The sequence below is a fragment of the Noviherbaspirillum aerium genome, from assembly GCF_008929045.1.
Taxonomy (GTDB): Bacteria; Pseudomonadota; Gammaproteobacteria; order Burkholderiales; family Burkholderiaceae_D; genus Noviherbaspirillum; species Noviherbaspirillum aerium.
This window is the reverse complement of sequence record NZ_VFAH01000035.1, coordinates 23,311-46,017: the sequence shown is the minus strand read 5'-3', so window position 1 is coordinate 46,017 and position 22,707 is coordinate 23,311. Positions and strand designations below refer to the sequence as shown.

20 protein-coding genes and 1 pseudogene are annotated in these 22,707 nt (G+C 53.7%); 13 read left to right on the top strand and 8 right to left on the bottom strand.

Annotation, left to right across the window (positions count from 1 at the left end; genetic code table 11):
• Nucleotides 1-411: 411 nt before the first annotated feature.
• A complete protein-coding gene (locus FH061_RS27795) occupies nucleotides 412-756 on the top strand; it encodes a PilZ domain-containing protein (protein ID WP_151639084.1) in 345 nt (114 codons plus the stop codon).
• Between the two features lie 6 nt (nucleotides 757-762).
• A complete protein-coding gene (locus FH061_RS27790; RefSeq protein WP_151639083.1) occupies nucleotides 763-963 on the top strand; it encodes a hypothetical protein in 201 nt (66 codons plus the stop codon).
• 237 nt (nucleotides 964-1,200) lie between these two features.
• Here the strand turns inward: FH061_RS27790 and hfq are convergent, their stop codons facing one another.
• The 3 genes from hfq to FH061_RS27775 all read right to left on the bottom strand — a co-directional run bounded on the left by hfq (nucleotide 1,201) and on the right by FH061_RS27775 (nucleotide 3,795).
• Nucleotides 1,201-1,527, bottom strand: a complete 327-nt coding sequence (gene hfq, locus FH061_RS31700; protein WP_151639082.1) for an RNA chaperone Hfq — start codon at nucleotides 1,525-1,527, stop codon at nucleotides 1,201-1,203.
• 65 nt (nucleotides 1,528-1,592) lie between these two features.
• On the bottom strand, nucleotides 1,593-2,111 hold the full coding sequence (locus tag FH061_RS27780; protein ID WP_151639081.1) for a hypothetical protein: 519 nt from the start codon (nucleotides 2,109-2,111) through the stop codon (nucleotides 1,593-1,595).
• Between the two features lie 313 nt (nucleotides 2,112-2,424).
• Nucleotides 2,425-3,795 carry a hypothetical protein gene (locus FH061_RS27775; RefSeq protein WP_151639080.1) on the bottom strand — a complete coding sequence of 457 codons (1,371 nt, stop codon included), beginning with the start codon at nucleotides 3,793-3,795 and terminating at the stop codon, nucleotides 2,425-2,427.
• Nucleotides 3,796-4,126: 331 nt separating this feature from the next.
• On the opposite strand from FH061_RS27775, the gene FH061_RS27770 reads away from it, so the two are divergent.
• Nucleotides 4,127-4,549: a hypothetical protein gene (locus FH061_RS27770; RefSeq protein ID WP_151639079.1), complete on the top strand. Its 423-nt coding sequence runs from the start codon at nucleotides 4,127-4,129 to the stop codon at nucleotides 4,547-4,549.
• 25 nt (nucleotides 4,550-4,574) lie between these two features.
• Here FH061_RS27770 and FH061_RS27765 read toward each other — a convergent pair whose 3' ends face one another.
• The gene (locus FH061_RS27765; protein ID WP_151639078.1) at nucleotides 4,575-4,871 is read right to left on the bottom strand and encodes a hypothetical protein; all 297 of its coding nucleotides are present in this window, start codon (nucleotides 4,869-4,871) and stop codon (nucleotides 4,575-4,577) included.
• A 445-nt stretch (nucleotides 4,872-5,316) separates the two neighbouring features.
• Here FH061_RS27765 and FH061_RS27760 point away from each other — a divergent pair, with 445 nt between their 5' ends.
• Nucleotides 5,317-5,796 carry a hypothetical protein gene (locus FH061_RS27760; protein ID WP_151639077.1) on the top strand — a complete coding sequence of 160 codons (480 nt, stop codon included), beginning with the start codon at nucleotides 5,317-5,319 and terminating at the stop codon, nucleotides 5,794-5,796.
• Between the two features lie 140 nt (nucleotides 5,797-5,936).
• On the opposite strand, the gene FH061_RS27755 is transcribed toward FH061_RS27760, so the two are convergent.
• Nucleotides 5,937-6,140, bottom strand: coding sequence for a cold-shock protein (locus tag FH061_RS27755; protein ID WP_151639076.1), 204 nt, complete (start codon nucleotides 6,138-6,140; stop codon nucleotides 5,937-5,939).
• Nucleotides 6,141-8,066: 1,926 nt separating this feature from the next.
• Between FH061_RS27755 and FH061_RS27750 the strand changes: the two genes are divergently transcribed.
• The gene (locus tag FH061_RS27750) at nucleotides 8,067-8,909 is read left to right on the top strand and encodes an ankyrin repeat domain-containing protein (RefSeq protein ID WP_192805289.1); all 843 of its coding nucleotides are present in this window, start codon (nucleotides 8,067-8,069) and stop codon (nucleotides 8,907-8,909) included.
• 491 nt (nucleotides 8,910-9,400) lie between these two features.
• Nucleotides 9,401-10,621: a GGDEF domain-containing protein gene (locus tag FH061_RS27745; protein WP_225984933.1), complete on the top strand. Its 1,221-nt coding sequence runs from the start codon at nucleotides 9,401-9,403 to the stop codon at nucleotides 10,619-10,621.
• Nucleotides 10,622-10,758: 137 nt separating this feature from the next.
• On the opposite strand, the gene FH061_RS27740 is transcribed toward FH061_RS27745, so the two are convergent.
• The gene (locus tag FH061_RS27740; protein WP_151639074.1) at nucleotides 10,759-11,412 is read right to left on the bottom strand and encodes a hypothetical protein; all 654 of its coding nucleotides are present in this window, start codon (nucleotides 11,410-11,412) and stop codon (nucleotides 10,759-10,761) included.
• 331 nt (nucleotides 11,413-11,743) lie between these two features.
• Between FH061_RS27740 and recD2 the strand changes: the two genes are divergently transcribed.
• From recD2 to FH061_RS27715, 6 genes and pseudogenes are all read left to right on the top strand, one after another.
• Nucleotides 11,744-14,074 (top strand): SF1B family DNA helicase RecD2, encoded by a 2,331-nt coding sequence (gene recD2, locus FH061_RS27735; protein WP_225984932.1) that lies wholly within the window; start codon nucleotides 11,744-11,746, stop codon nucleotides 14,072-14,074.
• Between the two features lie 90 nt (nucleotides 14,075-14,164).
• A complete protein-coding gene (locus FH061_RS31695; RefSeq protein WP_318841065.1) occupies nucleotides 14,165-14,605 on the top strand; it encodes a hypothetical protein in 441 nt (146 codons plus the stop codon).
• A 141-nt stretch (nucleotides 14,606-14,746) separates the two neighbouring features.
• Nucleotides 14,747-15,376, top strand: a complete 630-nt coding sequence (locus tag FH061_RS31690; protein WP_318841064.1) for a hypothetical protein — start codon at nucleotides 14,747-14,749, stop codon at nucleotides 15,374-15,376.
• A 115-nt stretch (nucleotides 15,377-15,491) separates the two neighbouring features.
• Nucleotides 15,492-16,625: a J domain-containing protein gene (locus FH061_RS27725; RefSeq protein ID WP_151639073.1), complete on the top strand. Its 1,134-nt coding sequence runs from the start codon at nucleotides 15,492-15,494 to the stop codon at nucleotides 16,623-16,625.
• Between the two features lie 261 nt (nucleotides 16,626-16,886).
• A pseudogene (locus FH061_RS27720) lies at nucleotides 16,887-17,192 on the top strand (transposase); the annotation flags it as partial.
• Between the two features lie 334 nt (nucleotides 17,193-17,526).
• Nucleotides 17,527-20,388, top strand: coding sequence for a PAS domain S-box protein (locus FH061_RS27715; RefSeq protein WP_192805288.1), 2,862 nt, complete (start codon nucleotides 17,527-17,529; stop codon nucleotides 20,386-20,388).
• A 659-nt stretch (nucleotides 20,389-21,047) separates the two neighbouring features.
• Here FH061_RS27715 and FH061_RS31935 read toward each other — a convergent pair.
• Both FH061_RS31935 and FH061_RS27705 read right to left on the bottom strand, forming a co-directional pair.
• Complete coding sequence (locus FH061_RS31935; RefSeq protein ID WP_151639071.1) at nucleotides 21,048-21,305, bottom strand: helix-turn-helix domain-containing protein; 258 nt, start codon at nucleotides 21,303-21,305, stop codon at nucleotides 21,048-21,050.
• 22 nt (nucleotides 21,306-21,327) lie between these two features.
• A complete protein-coding gene (locus FH061_RS27705; protein ID WP_151639070.1) occupies nucleotides 21,328-21,597 on the bottom strand; it encodes a helix-turn-helix domain-containing protein in 270 nt (89 codons plus the stop codon).
• A gap of 440 nt (nucleotides 21,598-22,037) precedes the next feature.
• Here FH061_RS27705 and FH061_RS27700 point away from each other — a divergent pair, with 440 nt between their 5' ends.
• Complete coding sequence (locus tag FH061_RS27700) at nucleotides 22,038-22,697, top strand: hypothetical protein (RefSeq protein WP_151639069.1); 660 nt, start codon at nucleotides 22,038-22,040, stop codon at nucleotides 22,695-22,697.
• Nucleotides 22,698-22,707: the final 10 nt, after the last annotated feature.

Below are 22,707 nucleotides of genomic sequence, written 5' to 3'. Positions count from 1 at the left end.
CCGTAACTATCCAAGACTCAGGCAATTTCAGCCCATTCCCGTTGTAGCATCTCCCTCACAACATCCTTTCAGCCGATTCAGATATCTAATTTCAATGTACGCGCCAAGCCAGGTTTACATGTGCTATCAATGATTTTTTGCTATCGAAGGTGAGGCATCAAAAGAAAATGCTCCAAACTTCCCTTGAACTTGGCAAAAGCATCTCTATCTACTATGCGTCTCCTCCCAACCTTCCGGTTTGGATTTTATGGCCCGCACGGACTTTCGCTCTTGCGGGCTTTTTTATGGCATTGGCAATGACAATAGTCGACAACACCGGCCATTGGAATACTGGCTGCGATCACTTTTGATGCGCCGCAATAAATGTTTCAAGGTTGAAACATCATTTCCCCGCGGAACTACAATGGCGGTATGTCTTCTCCTTCTGCCATTGAACAGCGCTCATACCGACGCCAGTATTGTTCCTTCGACGCGAAGGTGCTTATGGACGACGTGGGTCCCTATTCCGTCATCACGGTGAATGTGTCGTTGCATGGTCTCGGCCTATTCAGTCAGCGTCGACTCGTAATCGGTCGTAACTATGCCATCGCGATTGAGGTTCCGGACAGCCCTCGACGTATAAATGCGTGGGGTACTGTGGTCTATTGCGATCCTACCGAAGCGGGATTTAACGCCGGTGTTCGATTTCTCGACATGGACGCCTATAGCAAAGCCTGCATCGACGATCTGCTGACAAGCCATGTAAGCGTGTGTTGACCGGCCATGAAGATCAATACCCCAACCAAACACGATGACCAGCTGTATGAACCGAAGGATGGAAACCGGTATATCGTCATTTTGCATGACGGCCGAAAGGTGGAAGGCCAATGGAGTGCAGTAACCTCGCGCTTTTACTTGAACCAGACGCAGTCGATCTTCGTATTACGCCAGGAAGCCTTTGACTGGTGGCCAGCAAACGTCTAGTACTGGTTGAAGATCCATTGGCCCGAGGGACGGGCTATCTTTCTCGTTGACTGGGATCAATAGTGATGCTGCCCCAATCATGTCCCTGCTCTGTACAATCGCACCCCATGCAGCCATCGGAGTGAGACCTCAATTTCAAAAGAACAGGCTGCATCCACCGGAGCTGGCGGGCGGAACGAATACCAGCACCATATTCCATCGACGTTCGACGCCGAGCTCACCTATGTTTGAGCGGCGTTATTCGTCACGAACAATTGTTCGACGCGATACCTTACGGGTCACCACAGGGACTGAGTTAGCATCGGGACGCTTCACTGTCCGTTTTACTGGATTTGATGCCTGAGCTGGCAGGGGCTTTGTCCCTGGCATGATACTGCTGATCATGTGTTTGTAGATGAGCTGCGTGCTGTCACCGTGTCGCAGTAACACGGCATGCTGATCAAACGATTCGATCTTCCCGGATTGCCCTACCCCGGTCACCAGGTACACGATGACCGACATGCGCTGCTTGCGCAAGTCGTTCAAAAAGGTCGCCTGCACTAAATCGTTGTTACTGCGTGTCATAGTTTCGATTCTTCTTGCGCTCCGGCCCAACCCTCTCTCACTTCAGGAAGTGATCGGACACTGCGCTAAATGTCATAGCGGGCCAGCATCGCGTCCACAGGCAATGACAGCGTAGGCTGCGCAATGGTGGTAATTGGTCCAGTGCGGTCTTTGCGCTTACGTTGGTTTTTGTCGGGCGCGGCCATTGACGCCAATTGCTGACGCAAGACCTTGGCCAGCGAAATGCGTTTTTGAGACCGGCTTAGACCAACCTGGCTACGGTACTGAAAGCCGTCTTCAAAAATGATCTGAATCTGGCACTGGCCTTCGCCCGCTTCTGGCATATCGCTGGCCCAGCGTTCGAGTACGGTGTTCGCCAAGCCCAACGTGCTGACACGCGCTTGTGCGACGACGCCGTCAATGCGTTCCATAATAATTCGAGCGATATCAATCTTGTCACAAGGGTCAATGACCAATTTCTCATCCTTTGGCGCGTCGTTACGCCGAGTCTGGTAGGGAAATGAACGATCCACCAACGGTGCCTGCATCGGCACAAAGAAAAAAGCCCGCAGTCCTTGCGGAAGTTGCGGGCGAATCCAATTCAAGAAGAGTTGGAGGAGACAAAGACATAGTACCGGTGTACAACAGTGGTGTCTTCTTTCGAATGCGAATGACAGATATTCGAGATTTATATAACACCACAAAAGGTAAAAGCCCACAGCACAATGTACTGTGGGCTTTCACGTGTCTCCTGCCGTCCTCTTTGGGACTGGATTTTTATACTGCGCAGCGATTCTCTATCAATTTTCCGGTTTTGTCATTGGGCAGTGCAATATGTTTAAGGCTGATTTGCATCTACATTGCGCTGCGGACGCTGCGCCAGAACGTATCGCAACCGCGTCGTACTAGCACCCAGGGCTATGGGGTAGGCTTGGGACGGCGGAACTGCCGTTTCTTTGGAAAGCCTGTTCCTTGTCCCTTGCCATTGGGATTCCCCTGCTTGCGCGGCCATCGAGGCTGCTCGTTGACGGTATTGGGATTGGATAACCAGGCATTGAGTTGTTCACGTACCTGACTGATCCCGCCTATCACACGCACATAGCGGTTCCTGAAAGTCTTTCGCAGGTATTCGTCTGCAGGCGCAGGAATATCCTCCCGCAGTCCCATCATGCGCTGACAGCTACGTAGTGATGGCGCCGTACGAAGCTCTTCCAGCGGAACCACTTTCAATTCCAGTTGCGGGAAGTATTGCTGAAGGTCTTCGAAGTCTCGTGGACTGGTGGCGATCAGGGCGATCATGGGTTTGAATGCACTGTTGGCCGAGGGCGGCAGCTTTGGATCGAACAACGGTTGCACATCCCCTTCTGCATGTTCGTCTTCCTCATCATCATGCGGAGGGCTTGAGTTTGGCGAAAAATCGGCCGTCATACCCGGCTCATCCTGATACATAGGCCGCGTGGACGAAGCTTTACCTTGCTGTTCATGTCTGCGCGGCTGTTCCCGCAAGGCCGACTGGCCTATCCCACTGAACCCTGTCTGGAACAACGACAACGTGGCCTGGCTTCCTCCCTGCTGCATCAACTTCTCGACCAACGCGCTTGCCAGCTCCTGACAGACCATGGACACGAACGGACGTGCCATCTCAATGAAGTCACTGGTGGCCACCGGCAAAGGCGATTGAATCGCCTTGGTGCGGACTCTGGGTTGTTCAATGTGACTCTGGCGAGGCGCTGCATGCTGTACATTGTTCCTGTGGCGCTGATCGAGTTGCGTTCCTTTATGGGTTGGTACAGCACTGTCCGGTTGCTCGTCAACGCGTGGCGCCATAGGCGATGGTTCGTCGACAGTAGTATCTTTTGATTCCACATATGCCGACGGCGCAGTTGATTCAGCATCTTCAGCCACTACTTGTTTAGCGCCTTTACGGGAATTTCGCTGCTTCGGTTCATCCGCTGTGACAGCGGCAGCTGCAGCCGGAATTGCACTGGACTGGTCTGATTTGGAGAACAGGTCCTCCTGTGCAGCGTCCCTGACCTTCTGCAAGATGCCATGGAGACGCTGCCGAATTGCCTGAAAACCCTGCGAGATGGAAATCAGCTTGCGGTGCCGGTCTTCCGGCAAACACTCCTGCACCAGGAATACGTCTTTGGCTTTGACTTCTTCCAGCTGAGCTGACTGCAATAGTTCAGGACCCTTGATGTCAAGGAGCCGCCTGGCGATCAATTCCCATTCTTCTTCTGTCCACTTGATGACGGCGGGAGCAGCGACCGGTTCTGGTTTGCGAGGCATGACTTCTCAGATTAAGTTGGAGGTCTTCAATGAATAAGGCTATCGTGCCCTGACAGGCGAACTTGTCTTTCCGTGACTGCATAGACACCTTGCCGTCTGCTTATGGGCACGAACGGCTTAATGAAGTTCCTGAATGCAGTCAAGATGGTATGAGGGGTCCGAGACTATGACCATTTACCTTGCATACGGGCAGCGTAGCTGCAGCGCATGGGCACTTCGATGGTCCGACAAGCGAATATCGCAAGAATAGCACGATAGTCCTAGAAATGAGTATCACGTATGATGCAGCAATAAAGAGAGACATGGCGTCATAGAAAAATAAGAGCCCGATATGGCAAATGCGAAACTCAACGTACTCGTAGCAGAAGTACCTGAAGTGATTCCGCTCGTGCAGGAGGCATGGCAGGATACCTTTTCCCTGACGTTCTGTACCTCGATGGCAGAGGCCGAGACTTTACTGAATAAGCGATTCGATGTCATCGTGTGCGGCACGCACTTTGCCGAAAGCAAGATGTTTGATCTATTGCGGATAGCCAAATCAAAGCCCAAGTCGCAGGCTGTTCCTTTCCTCTGCATCCGTGTGCTGGATGGTGAGCTCGATGGTACGGCATTCCAGGGCATCAGCATCGCCACATGTGCTCTCGGGGCTGCCGGCTTTGTCGACCTCAACCGTTGGCGTCGAGAATACGGATTTGATCAGGCACGCGAGAAGTTACGACAGTTGGTTTTGTCATTGGCTCACCAAGCTGTCTGATGACTTCGGCCAGCCAATACACGGACTAATGGCCGCTCCGTTCAATCAATTCCTTTGCCTGCAATAACAGGTCCTCGCGCACCGGATCAGGTTTGTCTCCCGTCGTCATCTTGATATAACCCGTAAGGTCGCGAACCAGTTTAACGAAGGCGCCCCGCTCTGCTGCCAGGTTCGCACCATTGGCTGCTTCAATCTGCGCGACGAGTTCGAGAACAGACGCCGGATCAACAACTTGACAATACGAGGCATGCCAGTCGTCACGCCGTGTAGCGTCTTCCAGCGCTTGTAGGCAAGCAGCTCTGATGGTGTCGAAATCAGGCATTGCGATACAGGAGTCCCAAAGAAGTCATCGTTAAGTGTAACAGCCGGTCCTTCGTTGTAAAAGTCTAAACGTTGAGACCGGTATAAACCGACAAGCAAGCCTCGCATGAGTATTGCCAGACAGGCCTATGTTAATTGCCTTATTACCATACTGTATATCTCTTATAACAAGAATAAAGAGGACAGTGATGATGCGGCGCAGTATAGTAACACCTGTCTCCTCCAACTCTCCAAGAATTGGATTCAACCCGCAAGCTTCGGCCTGCGGGTTTTTTTCGTCTAAAGTGCCCCCTAGGCATATAAACCATTATTTAGACAGGCAAATAAAGCTGCGTTGTACTGATACTTGAGATTTGTCACGCCGCTCCGCTGAACAAAGCGTAATAAGTATTTGTCCATTACGGAACTTAAATTAACGCACTTTCCTATACATGGAGGCACCTATTATGGCAAATCTCGGACCGGCAGCGAAAGCCGTTGAACAGGAATTAATGCATGCGCGGCAGGGCATGGAGTATTACGCCAAACTCGTCGAGAACCTTGAAGGCGTATTGGAAACCTTGACGACTATCGATACTCGCGCAACAGGAGCAAGCACAAAAGCTCGTACGGCGTCTACCTCCAAAGCCAAGGGTAAGACTGCCAGTCAGTCGAAAACGGCTGCAAACAAAGGCGGAAAACGATCCAAATTACCGCCCACTGGCAAAGATTTCTGGCCAACGTTATTGACGGACACCCCTCAGCCGGCGTCCGAAGTGTTCAAAGCTGCAATCACTGCGCTAGGTATCAAGCCTGACGCAGATGACCGTAAAAAGCTGACTCAACGGATGTCCAACGCGCTGAGCGTCATGGCCAAAAACGGGGAAATCAAGGCAGAGGGCAGTGCCCGCGCACGGCTTTACTCGAAGAAAGCGGTAATCCATTAAGCGCAACAAGGGCCATTGGCAGAGGTCAATGGCCCTAAACAAAACCTTAGTTGCTCTGGGCAACCGAGCCCGGAAACTAGCTAGCCTAGCCTGATACCCTGATCACTTCATTCCGGTCAGGGCTTGCCTAATAAGCGAGCTTATGCGGGAACGATATTCGATGCCTGCGCGCCTTTGGGGCCCTGAGTCACTTCGAAGGAAACCTTTTGGCCTTCCTTGAGGGTCTTGAAACCCGAGCTTTGAATTTGCGAGAAGTGAGCGAAGAGGTCCTCTCCACCTTGGTCGGGTGTGATGAAACCAAAACCCTTGGAATCGTTAAACCACTTGACGGTACCTGTTGCCATAACAATCTTTCACATGTGTGCGGAATGAACCTGACCAGTATAGAAATTGTTAGCTGGTCCAGGAACGATCTATCGAGTCGGTAATACTTGGTCTCCTCCTCGACGAAGCAAAGTATAGCTGAGCGAAGCAAAGAGGCAAGTATTGGTTAACGACGGATTATGACCAGTGGACGAGAAGATGGTGCCGCAAGGGATGTTGAACGACGTTGTTGCCGCCGCGCGATCAAACGGCCAAGTCCAACGCAGCAGAGAACGACGTCTGTTGCTGTTTCTGATTTTAAATCGGATTCATCGATCCAAAGACGGCTGATCGTCGCAGAGTGCATTCGAATGGAAAAAGACCCGCGGCCTGACTGGGCCACGGGATAAACTTCGCACTAGGTGTTGACACATCCACTGTAGAGGCGTTTCATAGTGGCCCGCTTATCCTGTCGCAAGGAGCTGCTCCGGTTGCTTGAGGCACGATAATAAGATGAGGGAGGGCCCTATCCAGTTTCGTTCGAGTGCGGGTCGGCGCCAGTAAAAGTGTGAAAGCAAGTGGTAAAACCGTTCTACAAATAGGTGGCCGTTGCGATGCAAAATAGACACAGGACACACTAGACCCTATTGTTGTCTAGCCTAGTACACGTGCCCGGCCAGTATGCGGCGCTTGAGTAATTCGTACTCGTCCGGCGAAATCACGCCTTCTTGAAGTAGCCGGTTCAAATCGCCTATTTCTCCACCACGGGGATAGCCGCGGAAACCTGCTCGCTCTCCCATTGTCCGACGCCGGCTCAACCATAGACAGGCAGCTCCTCCTACCACGGCAACGGTGACGACTCCTGTGATCCAGCCAATGGCACTCACCCTGATCCCCTGTGTAACTGTGCAATTTTCGACGGCTTTAAGGGTAACGTGTTTTGGTGACAAGCTACTTCTTTTGTCATCTCGTGCGGCATTTTTGCTACAGTCCTTCCCCGGCCCACTCAACCTTCATGCGTCTCATATTTGTGGGATGCGCGTCCATTACCTTTGCGCTCTAATTGTTAGATCTGCACTCAGGCAAGCGATAAGGCCGTCCTCAACATGCGTATACAAAAAGACATCTTGGTATCAACCCTACTCGCTATCGCCATCGTTGGCGGCGGCTTATGGTTACTGGATAGGTCGACGTCGATCTCTACGCCTTCATGGCAAAAGGCGCCTGAGCAACCGAGGAACCTCACGGACCGCAACATTTCCACTTCGCGAACAGATCGTCAACCTGAGGGCAATGCGTCTGACGCTGCAGCCATCCCTCCTTCGTCTGCACACGGGATCAGGAAATGTACTGTCGGTGGCAAAACAACTTATTCGAATAGCGAATGCCCCGAAGGTACGCAAACAAAAACCGTCGTGTTACACGACTCTGGCGGAATCGTTAGTCCTCCGAAAGCTGATTTACTGATGCTGATGGCGCAGCGCAAAGCTGCTGAAGGACAGCACGGTGGCCGACAAAGTGTTGTAACAATGGGGAGGCCCCAGTCCGCGACCGAGGAATGTGGCCTCCTCGACCAGCATGTCCAATACCTGGATTCGAAGGCCCGCCAGCCGCAATCTGTCACCACGCAGGATTGGATTCGCCAGGAGCGATCCAAAGCCCGGGACCGTCAAGTCGCTCTGCATTGCTAAGGGGCCCGTACCTGATTCGCTTTTTACCGGTCAGGTCTTGCGATGCCTCGTCTGGCACTAATGGAATTGCCGCCATACTTGCTAAATAGTCATTGAGATGTCGGTGTAGCACGCAACACGGTCGCACAGTGACCGCAAAAGTTGCATCGCGGGGATTTTTTCCGCTAGCTGTTGTCATAGATGATTGATGAACGCAACCAAGAGGACCTGTCCACCTTTTGTTGGGATATGCGATTCCCTTCACCGCGCCTCTACCTAGACAGAAGCCCAATACCCATGAATCTCGAGACCGATCACCAAACCCGGCAACGCAACGACAACGAAAGCTTCCTCGCGGCTGCTTCGGCAGGTGCGGTCGACACGATCGCCTTGCTGCTGGATGAGCGTGGGGTGGACATCAACACCGTCGATCGTCTCCGCCAAACCGCCCTATTCCATGCCATTCAGGCCAGCTGCGCGGACTGCACGCTTTTCCTGCTCAAGCGCGGCATTGACTGGCGCATTCACAATAAACGAGGGCTGCGGGGCCTCCATCTGGCAGCCGGCATGGGCCTCGACGATGTTGTCAACTGGTTGATTAACGCCGGCGACGATGTCAACGTCAGCCGCGCAAACATAGACACACCACTCATCATGGCAGCGCGGCACGGCAAGTCAGGCATTGTGCGACGCCTGCTAGATGCCGGCGCTGATGCCAATGCTCTTGGCGGAAAACAGGTTACGGCTCTGCATGCGGCAACCACGGCGGCGATGACTGCGACGCTGTTGGCTGCGGGAGCGGATCCCGAAGCACGTGACAAGCAAGGCGAGACGCCCCTGTTCGGAGCTGCACGGTGTGGGCGGGTGGACCAGATGCGCCTATTGATTGACGCGGGCGCCGATGTGAACGTGCTCAATGAAAAACGCGAAACTGCGCTTTTCCAGGCGGGACAGCGCGGCGTCATCGAGGCAGTTGATTATCTTCTTGGCGCGGGTGCCAATCCGGACCTGCCAGGAGACAGCGATCGCTCGCTGACCGCTGCCGCAAGAAGAAATCCATCCCTGCGCACCTACATGACGGGTCGGGCGATGCGTGGCTGTATCGATGCTGCACTGGCTGAGATCGCCCGGTCTGTCTAGCCGCCGATTTCAACAAGCACATTGCGGTAGCGGACTTCGTCATTCCCATCGCTGTAAATACGCTATTTGGGACTTGACATTCTGTCGACGCACTAGGGTTGTGCACATTCAACAGCGTTGTAAAAAATATCTTTTGTTATTTATAAGATCTTGCACACAGGAACGACACACTTTCCGTAAGCCATTGATTTATATCAGTTCCAGATGGTGCTCAAGAAGAAGGCAATTTAGCCAGAACCCGCATGGTACTTAAGCGTTTCCGGTGTCAAGCCCCGGTTATTCACAAAGTTGTCCACAGACAATGTGGATTATTGGAAAAGTCCTTCTTCGACAATAGGTTGCAGTAATTTTTGAATTTGAAGTCGCAAGTCGGAGCCGCTGTTCACATCCATTCCATCGTGCCTTTTTCTACTGCCGCCTATTGTCGAGCAACGTAACTTGCACTGCAGGGTATTGCTTAAGAGAAATGCACCTATGTTAGGATAATTGCGTTGCGCACCATCCATCCGTTTTCTGGCGTCGACCACCTGTGTCCGCCATCGCCTATGTTAAGTACCCAACAAGTCTTCCTGATTGCCTCGCTGCTGTGCTTTGTTACCTTCCTTGTCCTGTTTTCCTTCCGAGAGAACGGCGTAAAGGGAATTCGGCAGATTATTCTGGCCAGTGTGCTGGGCATGGCCGGTAACATCCTATACGCCTATGGTCGCGAGTTGTCCCCGTTCTTCGCCTATGAAGTGGCCAATGGCGTCTATGCCGCTGCATCGGCGGCGGTCCTGGTCGGTTACCGTCGACTGTTCAGGCGGCCGGCCCATACGCGCACCCTTGCCGCCATCGTCACCGGATTGACGGCAGCCGTTGGCTACTTTCACTACGTGCACGATTCTTTCCTGGCCAGGACAGTCATAGCTTCCCTGTATCAAGCTGGCATCGCAGGTGCCATCGGTTACACCTTGCTGCGCGCGAGGGCTGAATGGCGCCGCCCCTACTATCCTAAATTCTTCATTCTGGCGATGTGCAGCACGATCGCAGCCGGCCACATCTACCGTGTGCTGCGGCAAGCCTTTACCAGCAGCCCTCCCGCATCTCTGCTAGAACCGTCGGGCTGGAACGTGCTCATCCTTGCTGCTGGCGCCTTTGCCTTGCCGGTACTGGCCTTCGGTGCCCTATTGATTGCGCATCGGCGCATTCTGCTTCTGGCCGAGCATGCTGCGAACCATGACTTCCTGACCGGGGCCTTATCGCGCCGCGCTTTTTTCGAAATTGGAAACCGTGAGATCGCACGCGTGGTGCGCACCGGCAGGCCGATGTCGCTGCTGCTGATCGACATGGACAACTTCAAGCCGGTCAATGACATGCATGGCCACGCTGCCGGCGACCGTGTACTGCAAGACTTTGTGCATGAGGTACAGCAGGAACTGAGAAGCATCGATTCACTGTGCCGTATGGGCGGTGATGAATTCGCCGTGCTAATGCCAGAAACCGGCCCGTCAGGCGCAGCCGCGGTAGCGGATCGCCTGCGGGTAAGAATTGAACAATCTCATGCACTACTGTCAAGCGTGACCCTGAGCATCGGCGTAGCGACTCAAAAACTGGAGGACACGCTCAATTCGCTTGTTACGCGTGCCGATGCCGCCTTATATACGGCCAAGCAGGGAGGACGCAATCGAGTGTCGATGAAGCAAGAGCCCGTTACGCATGCGTGTTCGACCTGACGTCCATCGTCATTAGTACTTACAGTGCCGTCTCGGTACGCTCGCAGAATCGATAACGGGATTGGTTGCAGCGAACGTAGCCTGGACACAGCTCCCGATGCTCAAACGTCATACGAACCGAGCGGCTTGCTGCAGCGTCAGGATGTGGTTGCGTGTCTTCGCTGAGCAGTACTGGATTTATTGGCACGGGTACGGGGCGCTTTCTTTGGTACTGCCTTTACTGGAGCAGCCTTTTTCGCAGCAGGTTTTTTAGTGGCGACCTTCTTGGCTGCCGTACCTTGGCTCAAGGTTTCCTTCGACTTCTTAGCAGCGCGATTAGTTACCCCGGCAGAGGGCTTAGTCACCGGTTTCGTTGAGGCAGCCCGTACGCCCGATCGCGTGCTCTTTGCTGCTTTTCCAGCTGGCGCCTTCACGGCTTTTTTTGTACTGGTCTTCTTAACTGCTGCGACCTTGCCCATATCCGCACTGCCTTTCGCATTGGCGTTCGATGTCTTCTCGAAGCGCGCGAGCGTCTCGCTCAGCATGCGGTGTTTGTACAGCGTGTCCTTCAGCTGTGACTTTGCCGCTGCCTGACCTCCCGCTTTTCCACCTTTTGATGTGGCAGTGCCGATCTTGGCCTGCTGACGCTCGGCCAAGGCCTGATACTTATCACGGAGCTTGCGGGAGCGTTCAATCCGTTGACTCAATGCCTTCTCACTCAGCGCACTGACAGCTGGTGTGAAGCTCTCATCGACGAGTTTGAATTCGGGTTCTGACAGAATCTTTTGTGCGGTTCCACGGCGTAGTGGCATCTTTGCCTCCTTTGAGATAAACATTTGCCAGCAGCATAACCACTTAGCATCAATAAGGGAATGATGAATGACAAAAATGTGAGCCCGAATGCCCCATTCCTTTACACATCAACTGAATTTCTCGAGGAACAAAAATGGCAGGCTCGTCAGAAAGCCGGCCCCCTCGATTGGGCAATCACTGCCCTTCCACTACCAATGTGTGTGCATGCAAATCATGAAGCATGATCGTGTACTGGTCTGTCAGGACCACAGCCGCAGCATAGACCTGCACATTATCGACTTCGGTTCTCCGGGGCGATATACCCAAGGCAGTTAGCGAACGAACTTGCACATGAAGTTGGTCATTCTCGCCTCATATTCCATGGAAGGCGAGTCGAGGCCGATGGTCCGCAAATACGTTACATTGCCAGAAGAAGCGATACTATATTGCCATCTATTATGGAACCGATGCACGCCTTCAACCATGCCCGCTCATTCGACTACCCCTGCATCCCGGTCTGAACTGGATCATCTCGCTGGCTTGGTGGAACGCGTGACGTTTCACAATCCCGATAACGGCTTTTGTGTCTTACGCCTGAAAGTCAAAGTCGAGCGAGAACTTGTTACGCTGATTGGCCATACGCCCATGGTAACGCCTGGCGAGTATGCCTCGGCATCCGGCAACTGGGTGACCGATCGTGAACATGGCAAGCAGTTCAAGGCAGTCTTCGTCAAAATATCGCCCCCCAATACCCTGAAAGGGATAGAGCGCTATCTCGGTTCAGGCATGGTCAAGGGAATTGGCCCAGTCTATGCGGGCCGGCTGGTGAAAGCGTTTGGCGCGGCAGTATTCGATGTGATCGAACAAACGCCGGCGCGATTACGCGACATCGAAGGCATCGGGGAAATACGCGCAAAGAAGATCATTGCGGGCTGGGCAGACCAAAAGATCATCCGCGAGATCATGGTCTTCCTGCATGGTAACGGCGTATCCACCTCTCGTGCAGTACGCATCTTCAAGACTTACGGTGCGGATGCAATTTCTATTGTTACCGAAAACCCCTACCGCCTGGCGCAGGATATCCGCGGCATTGGATTTCTGTCGGCCGACACCATTGCCCGCAAAATCGGCATCGCGGCGGATTCGCCGCTCCGTGCCCGCGCTGGTGTGTCCTATGCGCTGGCAGAAGCCTCTACCGAAGGCCATTGCGGCTTGTCCCGGAGTGAATTGGTCAAGCTGGCCGTCAAGCTGCTGGACATTGCCGAGCCCGTGATCGAGGAAGCGATTGATCAGGAATTGACCGAAGGTACCCTCATCGCCGATACGGTCGACGGTATCCCGAGTGTCTTTCTAGCCGCGCTTTACCAAGCCGAGCGCGCCATCGCCTCACACGTGGGACGGCTGAAGTCTGGCCAGCCGCCGTGGAAGGAGATCGATGCCGACAACGCCATATCATGGGTAGAACAAAAGCTGACCATTGAACTTGCCGACAGCCAGCAGCAGGCGGTTCGCCTGGCGTTGTCGTCGAAGATGCTGGTCATTACTGGGGGACCTGGTGTCGGCAAGACCACCCTGGTGAATGCGATACTCACTATCCTGCGCGCTAAACAGGTACGTGCATTATTGTGTGCCCCAACGGGACGGGCTGCCAAGCGATTGTCCGAATCGACCGGTCTTGAGGCAAAGACCATTCACCGCCTGCTTGAAATCAATCCGGCCAACGGAGAGTTCAAACGCAACGAAGACTTTCCGCTGGATTGCGACTTATTGGTGGCTGACGAGTGCTCGATGATCGATGTACCACTGACCAATCAACTGCTCAAGGCAGTGCCGAGCAAGGCGGCGGTCATTCTTGTCGGCGATGTCGACCAGCTTCCGTCAGTGGGTCCAGGGCAAGTGCTATCGGATTTGATCAATTCCGCTGCCGTGCCCGTTGTGCGCCTGACCGAGGTGTTCCGGCAAGCTGCGACGTCTCGCATCATACGCAGCGCTCATCAGATCAATCAGGGGCTCTTCCCCACTCTGCCGAACAAGGGTGAATCGTCAGACTTCTACCTCGTGCCTGCTGAGGAACCGGAGGCTATTGCAGAGACGATTGTTGGGTTGGTCAAGACACGTCTGCCGAACAAATTCCAACTTGATCCGTTGCGGGACATCCAGGTGCTCTGTCCAATGAACAGGAGCCTGACCGGCGCCCGCGGTATCAATGAGTTGCTGCAGAAAGCGCTGAACCCGCCCGGAGAACACAGTATTGAAAAGTTTGGCTACCACTTCAGCGTCCATGACAAGGTCATGCAGGTTGAGAACAACTACGATCGCGATGTCTACAATGGTGATATCGGTTTTGTCGCGCATATCGATACCGATGAGCAGGAGCTCACGGTAAACTTCGACGATCATCTGGTCAGCTACCCGTTCGGCGAACTGGATGAACTAGTGTTGTGTTATGCAACGACCATCCACAAGTCACAAGGCTCGGAATACCCTGTGGTAGTCATTCCGGTATCGACCCAGCATTTCATGATGCTCAAGCGGAACCTGATCTATACCGGCATAACGCGTGGTAAGCGCCTTGTGGTGCTGGTCGGGCAAAAGCGTGCGCTGGCCATGGCGGTCAAAGGCAAACAGACGCAGCGAAGGTGGTCGAAACTGGCAGAATGGTTATCCGCTGGCCGATCCTGAATATCCAATCGGCAATGCAACAACAGCCCTCCTGGAACTCAGACCGCATCGACTTTACGGGTAAGCAGAGAGAAAACCATCACATATTCAATGATTTCCTATAAATGGCAATTTTCCCCGCGTTTTAGGCGCCACGCTTTTGCCTGGAAGTCGCAACCTGCCATCCTGCGTATCAAGGAAGCGGTATCCGAAATCCGACAAGTCGCCCGAAAAGAACCTGTACTCGCCGCTGAAGGGGCGATCCTGTTCCTCGAAAAGCTGTCACCGGCAATCGAGCACGTCGATAGTTCGTCTGGCGCCATTGGCACTGCTGTCAATCGCGCGATTGAATTCCTGGTGGCGGTCATCGCTAATGCGCAGGCAGAGCATGAGACACGTCAACGATGGCTGGAACGGCTATGGCGTGCCGTCGAGGATGACGCGATCCCGTATCTTGAATTACTGACTGATTTCTGGGGAGAGCTATGCGCGACACCGGAAATCGCCTCCAGATGGGCCGATGAATTCATTCCGTTGGTTGAGCACGCGTGAGATCCTCAGGCCACTGAATTCCGCTACTTCAAGGGGACGAGCGCTTGCCTGAGCGCGCTTTATGCAGCTGGCCGGCACCAGCAATTGCTGGCACTGCTGGGGAAAGCGCGGTTTCAATGGTGGCCGAACAGGCGGTGGGGCGTGAAGTCTCTGGTCGCCATGGGCAGACATGCCGAGGCCATTCGTTACGCGGAAGAGTCCAACGGATTGAACGCACCTGTACAGGACATTGCCTACACATGCGAGGCTATCCTGCTCTCATCCGGCTTTGCAGAAGAAGCGTACAAACGGTACGCGATGGATGCGAATCAGGGTACGGCGCATCTGGCGACATTTCGCGCTATTGCAAAGAAATATCCTGGCAAGCCTGCTGAAACCATTCTGCATGACCTCGTTGCGCATCATCCGGGACAGGAAGGCAAGTGGTTTGCAGCAGCGAAGGATGCAGGCTTGTTCGATCTGGCCATTGAACTGGTCAACCAAAGTCCTGCCGACCCTCGCACTCTGGCACGTGCAGCCCGGGATTACGCGACCGAGCAATCCAACTTCGCGATAGCCGCCGGTATGGCAGCGCTACGCCACATTGCGCAAGGGCATGGCTATGAAATTACGGGCCCAGATGTGCTCGACGCCTACTCGGCGCTGATGAAGGCTTCTACTGCAGCTGGAAGGCAAGACGCAATGACGCATGGTGAAATCCGCGCCCTATTGTCCGCTTGTCCGGAAAACAATTTTGTCTACAAGGTCCTGGTCCGTCACTTGCAGTCCTAGTCAGCGATAACGCATGACAGAAGTATGAGGTAAAAGACAGTTCATGCCGCCACCATACTTGCATTTCTATTCATTTGCGGTAAATTCGCCCTTTCACTCGTAGTGGTGTGTCGCCATGGCTTCTTCCTCGGGCAACGTTCGCATCGTTGAACAAAAGGCAACGTCCTCTTTGTCCAACGCGCAAAAAACCTTCAATCGGCTGAGTAAGAAGATTGCCAAACAGCGTGAGCAGCTCAGCGCCTGGAAAACGACCATACCGCTCTATCAAGAAAAGTACGTACGAGAGTTCGATCCGCTCCTGCAAAACTTTGACGACTACCGTGCCCGGCTCGTGCACATCTTCGACCAGCTCTATGCCGACAAGATATTCAGCAAGACAGACAGAACCAAGCTGCAACACCTTATCTGCGCATTGGCTGCCGATCTGCTCGATTCTGGTGAGCATGAGGAATTGAAGGAGATCTATAACCGGCACAGTGGCTCCGATTACGACGCGGAAGAAGAGCAGGACAATCAAGAGATCAAGGCCATGATGGAAAGCATGTTGGGTGTCGAACTGGGAGACGACATTGACATGCGTACCCCGGATGATTTCCTTGACGATGTCAGCAGGCAGTTGCACGAAAAATTGCATCAAGATGCGCAGGATTTTGAAAACCCATCCGCTACGCGTAGCAGCCGGAAGAAATCAGCCAAAGCAATGGCGAAGGACGCGCGGTTGCAAGCCGAAGCACAACAGGTAAGCCAGTCCATTCGGGAAGTGTTTCGGAAACTGGCCAGCACGCTGCATCCGGACAAAGAACCGGACCCAAATGCGCGGGCGCGCAAAACCGAGCTGATGCAAAGAGTCAATAGCGCCTACAGCAACAACGATTTGCTCGCACTATTGGAGCTGCAACTGGAAATCGAGCAGATCGACCAGACTGCGATCAACTCTATCTCGGAAGACCGATTGAAACATTACAACAAGGTCTTGAAGGAGCAGTCAGCGGAACTGCAGCAGGAACTCGACATGGTCGAGATGTCATTCCGCGCGCATTTTGATTTTCCGCCTTATGGAGCGTTGTCGCCGACCATGGCGTTCAATATGCTTGAAAGAGACATCGCCCAGATTCGTGAGGATATCGCTGGCTTGAAGGAGGACGTGGAAACGCTTCGGGAGCCAACGAATCTCAAAAAATGGCTGAAGGCTTATAAGATCGTCCGAAGGAGAGGGTTTGACCTTGATCCGTTTTCCGAGATGTTTTAACCAATAAGTTTTGACCGGCTCTCGTTTGCAACTTGGCCAAACGCTCGTCCTTGAAAGGGCGGGTTACGACCAACCGAACATTGTGAGCCAGCACGACACAGTAGTGCTTCCAGAATGGCGAAATATTTCAAATAGGCAACTTTAACCCAATTCGAAACTTGTCCTTACCTTAAGAGCGTATCCCAGTAGGCATAGAATGAGGGAAATATTGGCCTAGCCAGCGGTCCAAGCCCATGATGATGCAGGAGGTGGAGCTTGGGCATGATCAAAGACGACGACGGCTGGCGCTTACCGGACAAGTTGTGGACGCAGATGGAGCCGCTTTTACCACCCCGCAAGCCGCACCCCTTGGGCTGTCATAACCCACGGGTAAGCGACCGGGCCGCCATGGATGCCATCCTGTTCGTGCTGCGCACTGGATGCCAGTGGAATGCATTGAACGGCACCGGCATTTGCTCCAGCAGTTCGGCTCATCCGCGTTTCCAGGAATGGGTTGACGCTGGCGTGTTTGAAGAATTCTGGATGCAGGGGCTGCTCAATGCTGCGGCGCTACAAGAAATCGATTTCGTGGTTTGCTGATTCGATGGGCGAAGAAGGCAAAGAACTATTTGGCCTTCCTTCACCTGGCATGCGGCATCATCACTTGGCGAATAATAGGCCTACTGGGATAGGCTCTTAGTGGCGCCGTAACGCCCTCTTCTACTCGGCAATACTCTTGCATATTCTCATTCCAGTACAATGAGGCTCAATAAACGCGCTACAGCCCGAACCGTTAGCATTCGGAACCGCCGATGCGACTTGCAATGGTTCTGGGCGCTCCGACAGTCCCTCCAAGATGAAACAATTTGCATTGTCTCGCGTACCCCTATGGATACAAGGCCCAGTTAGCCTGATTGGTGCCTTGGCGCTATTCTGGTCCCTGATTTTTTATGATTTGCATCGCCTGCACCAGCAGACCCTTCTCAGCAGCCAGGTCGACGCCCAGAATTTAGTCCGCGCGTTTGCCGAAGAAGTCAAGTCATCGGTCAATTCGATCGATCTGACGCTCATTGACCTGCGCGACCGCTGGCAGATGCCTGGCATTGACTTCGCCGATGCCGTGAAAAAGCGCCAATCCTATCTTGCGTCGAATGTAGGCTTTCAGGTCGCGATCATCGACTCAGCTGGCTTGCTGCAGTTTTCTAGCGCCAACCCACAAGCCAAGGGCATGAACCTGAGCGACCGGGAGCATTTCCGCGTGCATGTGGACCAGTCTGGCGACAAGCTCTTTGTCAGCAAGCCTGTGCTGGGTCGCGTCTCCCAGCGCTGGAGCATCCAGTTCACGCGTCCGATCAGTGGACCAGGCGGTCAATTTGCCGGAGTGATCGTGCTGTCGGTCGCACCGGAATATTTCTCCAGGTTTTTTGACACCATTCATTTAGGCAAAGGTGGCGCGACTACGGTGCTGCACCCGACCGGTGAAATCCTTGCACGGTCCCCCGCGCCGGAACTGGCGCTTGGTAAAGCGATGAAACAAACACTTTGGAACGATCCCGAACGTGACAACGGCTGGTATCGCGCCCCATCGGAGATCGATGGCGTCGAACGCATGTATGCCTGGCGTACATTGCCCACGGCTAGCCTGGCAGTGACGGTGGGCCAATCGATTGATACTGTCCTGGCGCCCTATTACGCCCAACGCAGGGCGTATCTGATCGGCGGCCTTGGCGTATCGCTCCTGCTTTTGCTTGTCACCCTTGTCCTCTTGCGCAGCCTTCAGCAGCGCGCCAACGATGCGGCCGCTCTGGCGGCGAGCGAGGCGCGCTGGAAGTTTGCGTTGGAAGGCGCCGGCGACGGCGTGTGGGACCTCGACCTCGGGAACCAGCGGGTAACGCTGTCGCCGCGCTGGAAAGAGATGCTGGGGTATCAGGAAGCGGAAGTCGGCAGCCGTATGGATGATTGGACCGGCCGCATCCACCCGGATGATCTGCCGGCCTTTCGCCGGGCATTCGAGGCACACCTGGCCGGGAAATCGCCCGGATATATCAGCGAGCATCGCCTGCGCTGCAAGGATGGAGAATGGAAATGGATCATGGAGCGCGGGATGGTGGTCAGCCGCACGCCGGAGGGCAGGGCGGTGCGCATGGTTGGCACCGCTACGGATATTTCCGACCGCAAGCGCAATGACGCTGCGCTGCAGGAATCCATCAGGCGGTTGAAGGAAGAGCAAAAGCGCGTTCAAGTCATCATCGACAATTCCCATGATGCCTTTCTCAGCGCGGATGGCGACGGCCGCATCACCGACTGGAACCGCAAGGCTGAACGGACCTTTGGCTGGCCCGCCGAGGAAGCCCTCGGAAAGGACTTCAGCGAACTGATCGTTCCGCCGGAAAAGCGGGCGGCCCACAACGCCGGATACCGGCGCTTCATTGCCACCGGCAAGGGAGCCTTGATCGACACGGTGATGGAACTGGAAGCCTTGCGCAGGGACGGCTCTCGCATCCCGGTGGAATTGGCATTGACGGGATACCACAATGGCCAAGGCTATGTGACGAATGCCTTTATCCGCGACATCACCGAGCGCAAGAATGCGGAGCGGCTGGACCGGGAGCGCCTGCATTCGCTGGAGGAAACGCGCAAGGCGCTGCAGCAGGCGCAGAAACTCGAAGCACTCGGCCGCCTGACCGGCGGCATTGCGCACGACTTCAACAATGTTTTGCAAACCCTGACCATGGGTATTGACCTGGCGCTGATGACGTCGGAAAGTCCGAAGGTCAAGACTGCACTCGAGGCATCCAGGCGCGCAGTCGAGCGTGGCGTCGAACTGACCAGGCAGCTGCTGGTATTCGGGCGGGCGCAGGATGCGCATCTGAAAGTGGTTGATCTGAGCGAGCAGATCGACGGCATGCTCTCATTGCTTCAGGGAGCTTTGCCAAGCACCATCGAATTTCAGATGCAATTGCAGGAAGATTTGTGGGCGGTCGAGATCGATCCATTACAGTTCGAGCTTGCGTTGCTCAACCTGGCAATGAACGCACGCGATGCCATGCCAACCGGGGGCATGTTTCGCATAGACGGCCGCAATGAAGTTCTCGTCGACGCGAGCAGTGAACTTTCACCAGGAGAATATGTGTGCTTGACGATTTCTGATACGGGTGAAGGGATGACGCCGGAGGTGCTTGCCAAGGCGGTGGACCCGTTCTTCACGACGAAGGAAGTCGGCAAGGGTTCCGGCATGGGACTGGCACAGGTGTACGGTTTTGTGAAGCAGATGAGTGGTAGCCTTAACCTGCGCAGCGAACCGGGTACAGGGCTGAAGGTCTCCATTCTCCTACCGCGCGCAAGAACAAGGCAGGTGGAAAGGGAAGAGTCAAAGCCAGCTCATGATCGACCAGCAGCGTTCCGAAACCAGTCCATCCTGTTTGTCGAAGATGATCCTTTGATTAGGCAAACGGTGCATCCGGCATTGGAAGCCCATGGATTTCACGTAGTGTCGGCCAATGATGGCGAGCAGGCGCTTGAACTGCTTGAATCGGCGTACAAGTTCGATCTCGTCTTTTCCGACGTGGTCATGCCTGGCAAGATCGACGGCATCAGGTTGTCCGAGATCGTTCGCGAGCAATACCAGGATCTGAAAGTCGTGTTGGCTACGGGCTATTCCGAGCGGAGGGTAACGCTACCCGACGTGAAGGTGCTGCCTAAGCCATATCAGATCGGACAAGTCATTGACACGCTCAACCAAATTTTGCAGGAAAGGGTGAACGATCCTGATTCCTATCCTTAATATTTATCGTGCAAGCGCATACATCTAAGCTTAGCGCTCCAACTGCCAACCAGCGACCGCCAGTCATTTAGCTGTTTGCTAGACCGTTTAGATCCGGCGGTCTTGGCCTGCGGTGGAATTTCGTCAAATGCCAGCTTCTGCGCGTCTTCGATCAGGCTGGAGCGAATGACAGTCGTCGGATAATGTCGAAATATTTCACATAGGAAACTTCATTCGCTTAATGGCAGTCTGTTCTACTTCTTAGAAAATTGCTGTTATGAGATCGTACTGTGGCAGAATTTAGAAACACAGCGGTCGGAGAATAATGATGGCTTACTTTGCAGCCCGAGGAATGCAACTCCTCGATACATCTCCTGCAGGAGCTGATGCGGTAAGTGGAGCAGCCCCCAGACGAATAAGCACGAATACTCCTTATTGAAGCACAGGTTCTACTTTGACAGCCAAGGTATCGCATGCATATAGAAACTAGCAACGCCCTACCACTGCTCAGAAATGAAGAGCCGTGCATCGTGATGACAAAGGATGGTAGAAAACGCAGCGCTGCCTGGCTTCGTCCTGTCGGTAAATTTTGGTACAAAGACGAACCACAGGGCCTGGCTGATCCGTCCGATATCGAGGAATGGTGGCCAACTGCTTTCAAGCGCTAAACTGGCATGTGCTTAGAAAAAGCGGCGCGTATCCCCCATTAGGTTGCGCAGTTCACGAATACTCAGGCCTGACATCTCGTGCATGTTGAGCAGCATTTCTGCTGAAATGTCAGCATGCTTGTTCCGTATCTTCGAAATAATGCTTTTCGTGACTCCTAGTGCACTCGCCAATCCAATATCATTTTGGCCCGGGGCGAAGCTTTTTAACCTGTCCAGCAATGGGTTGGGGTCATATGAATCTAGCTTTAGCACACGATTTGGACGGGCCATACGGAAAATTCTGAATCTGTGATTAGAACAAGCGGCGATTGTCGCCCATGAGTATGCGCATATGCCGGATGCTCAGCCCTGAAATATCATGCATCCTCAGCAAAACCTCCGCCGAGATCGGCTTATGTTTATTCCGGATCTTCGACATCGCGCCTTGGGTAATCCCCAATGCCTTGGCCAAAGCATTGTCACTCTTGACCGATATAGCCAAGCTGATTGCATCGAGCAAAGGCACAGGATCGTACGACTCCAATTCGTATAACGGACTTGGGATCTTCATAGGTTTGAACATTGGTAACCTCAACCCCTATTATGTCCCAAATGCAATTTTTCGGTGGTAAAAAAGTCCGATACGGCAAAATTCCCACTTGCTAAAGCAATTACTTGCAGCGCTACCATACGGATTTGGTTGCATCGGCTGTCGGCATAATTATCCGTAATAGTTGAACAACATCAGCTCTACTGAGATCTGGAGGCGATTGGCCGGTGACTGCGGCGTCGTGGAACACTCGCGAACAAAAAGGTAGCAGAGCAAGGGGGGCTTGAGCCAAGCACTGCCGTCCATGAGAATGACGAACTACAAACCACCTGCCCGTCAAGAAACCTGTAGTGGCCATCGAATGCGGCTCCGACGTTGCTGCTATTTCCGACCGTCTAAAAACAGACGAATCTACTAAAGAACCGGATCCTTCCCTAGTAAAATGCCAGCTTCATCTTGAACTCTAAGCTCTCATGGAAGGCCTCAAAAACTTAGTTGGTCAACGATTTGGACGGCTTGTTGTGGTATCAAGAGCGCCGAAAGAGCCACGGAAAACTGCGAAATGGAACTGCGTTTGTGACTGCGGAAGTGCTGCTGTGGTGGCTGGCAGCAGCTTATTAAATGGGCGAACGCAGTCTTGCAAATGCAAAAGAGTCGACTTCGCGAAAAAGGCGTTCACCGACCATGGGAAATCAGACTCTATTGAATGGGACGTATGGCAGGGAATGAAACAACGCTGCTATAACCCGAATAATTCGAGATACGCAATTTGCGGTGGTCTTGGCATAAGGGTGTGCGAGCGCTGGCTTGAATCATTCCCCAATTTTTTGGCAGACATGGGAGAGCGTCCAAGCCCAGATCATCGCTTCGGGCGCCTTGACACCCGCAAGGACTATTCTCCGGAAAACTGTCACTGGGTTACCGCAAAAGAGCATTCGTTCAACCGCCGCAGCACCGTGCTAGTGGAAATGAACGGCGAATCACACCCTATCACAGAATGGATTCGTCGCTTGGGGATGAACACATCAACTGTCTACAAACGACTTGCCCGCGGACTCAGCCTAGTCGAAGCACTTCAGCCGCCGAAACCTCGAAAAAACTCCGCTCAGGCTAAAAGCCGTTCACCTTCTTGAATCGGAGCGT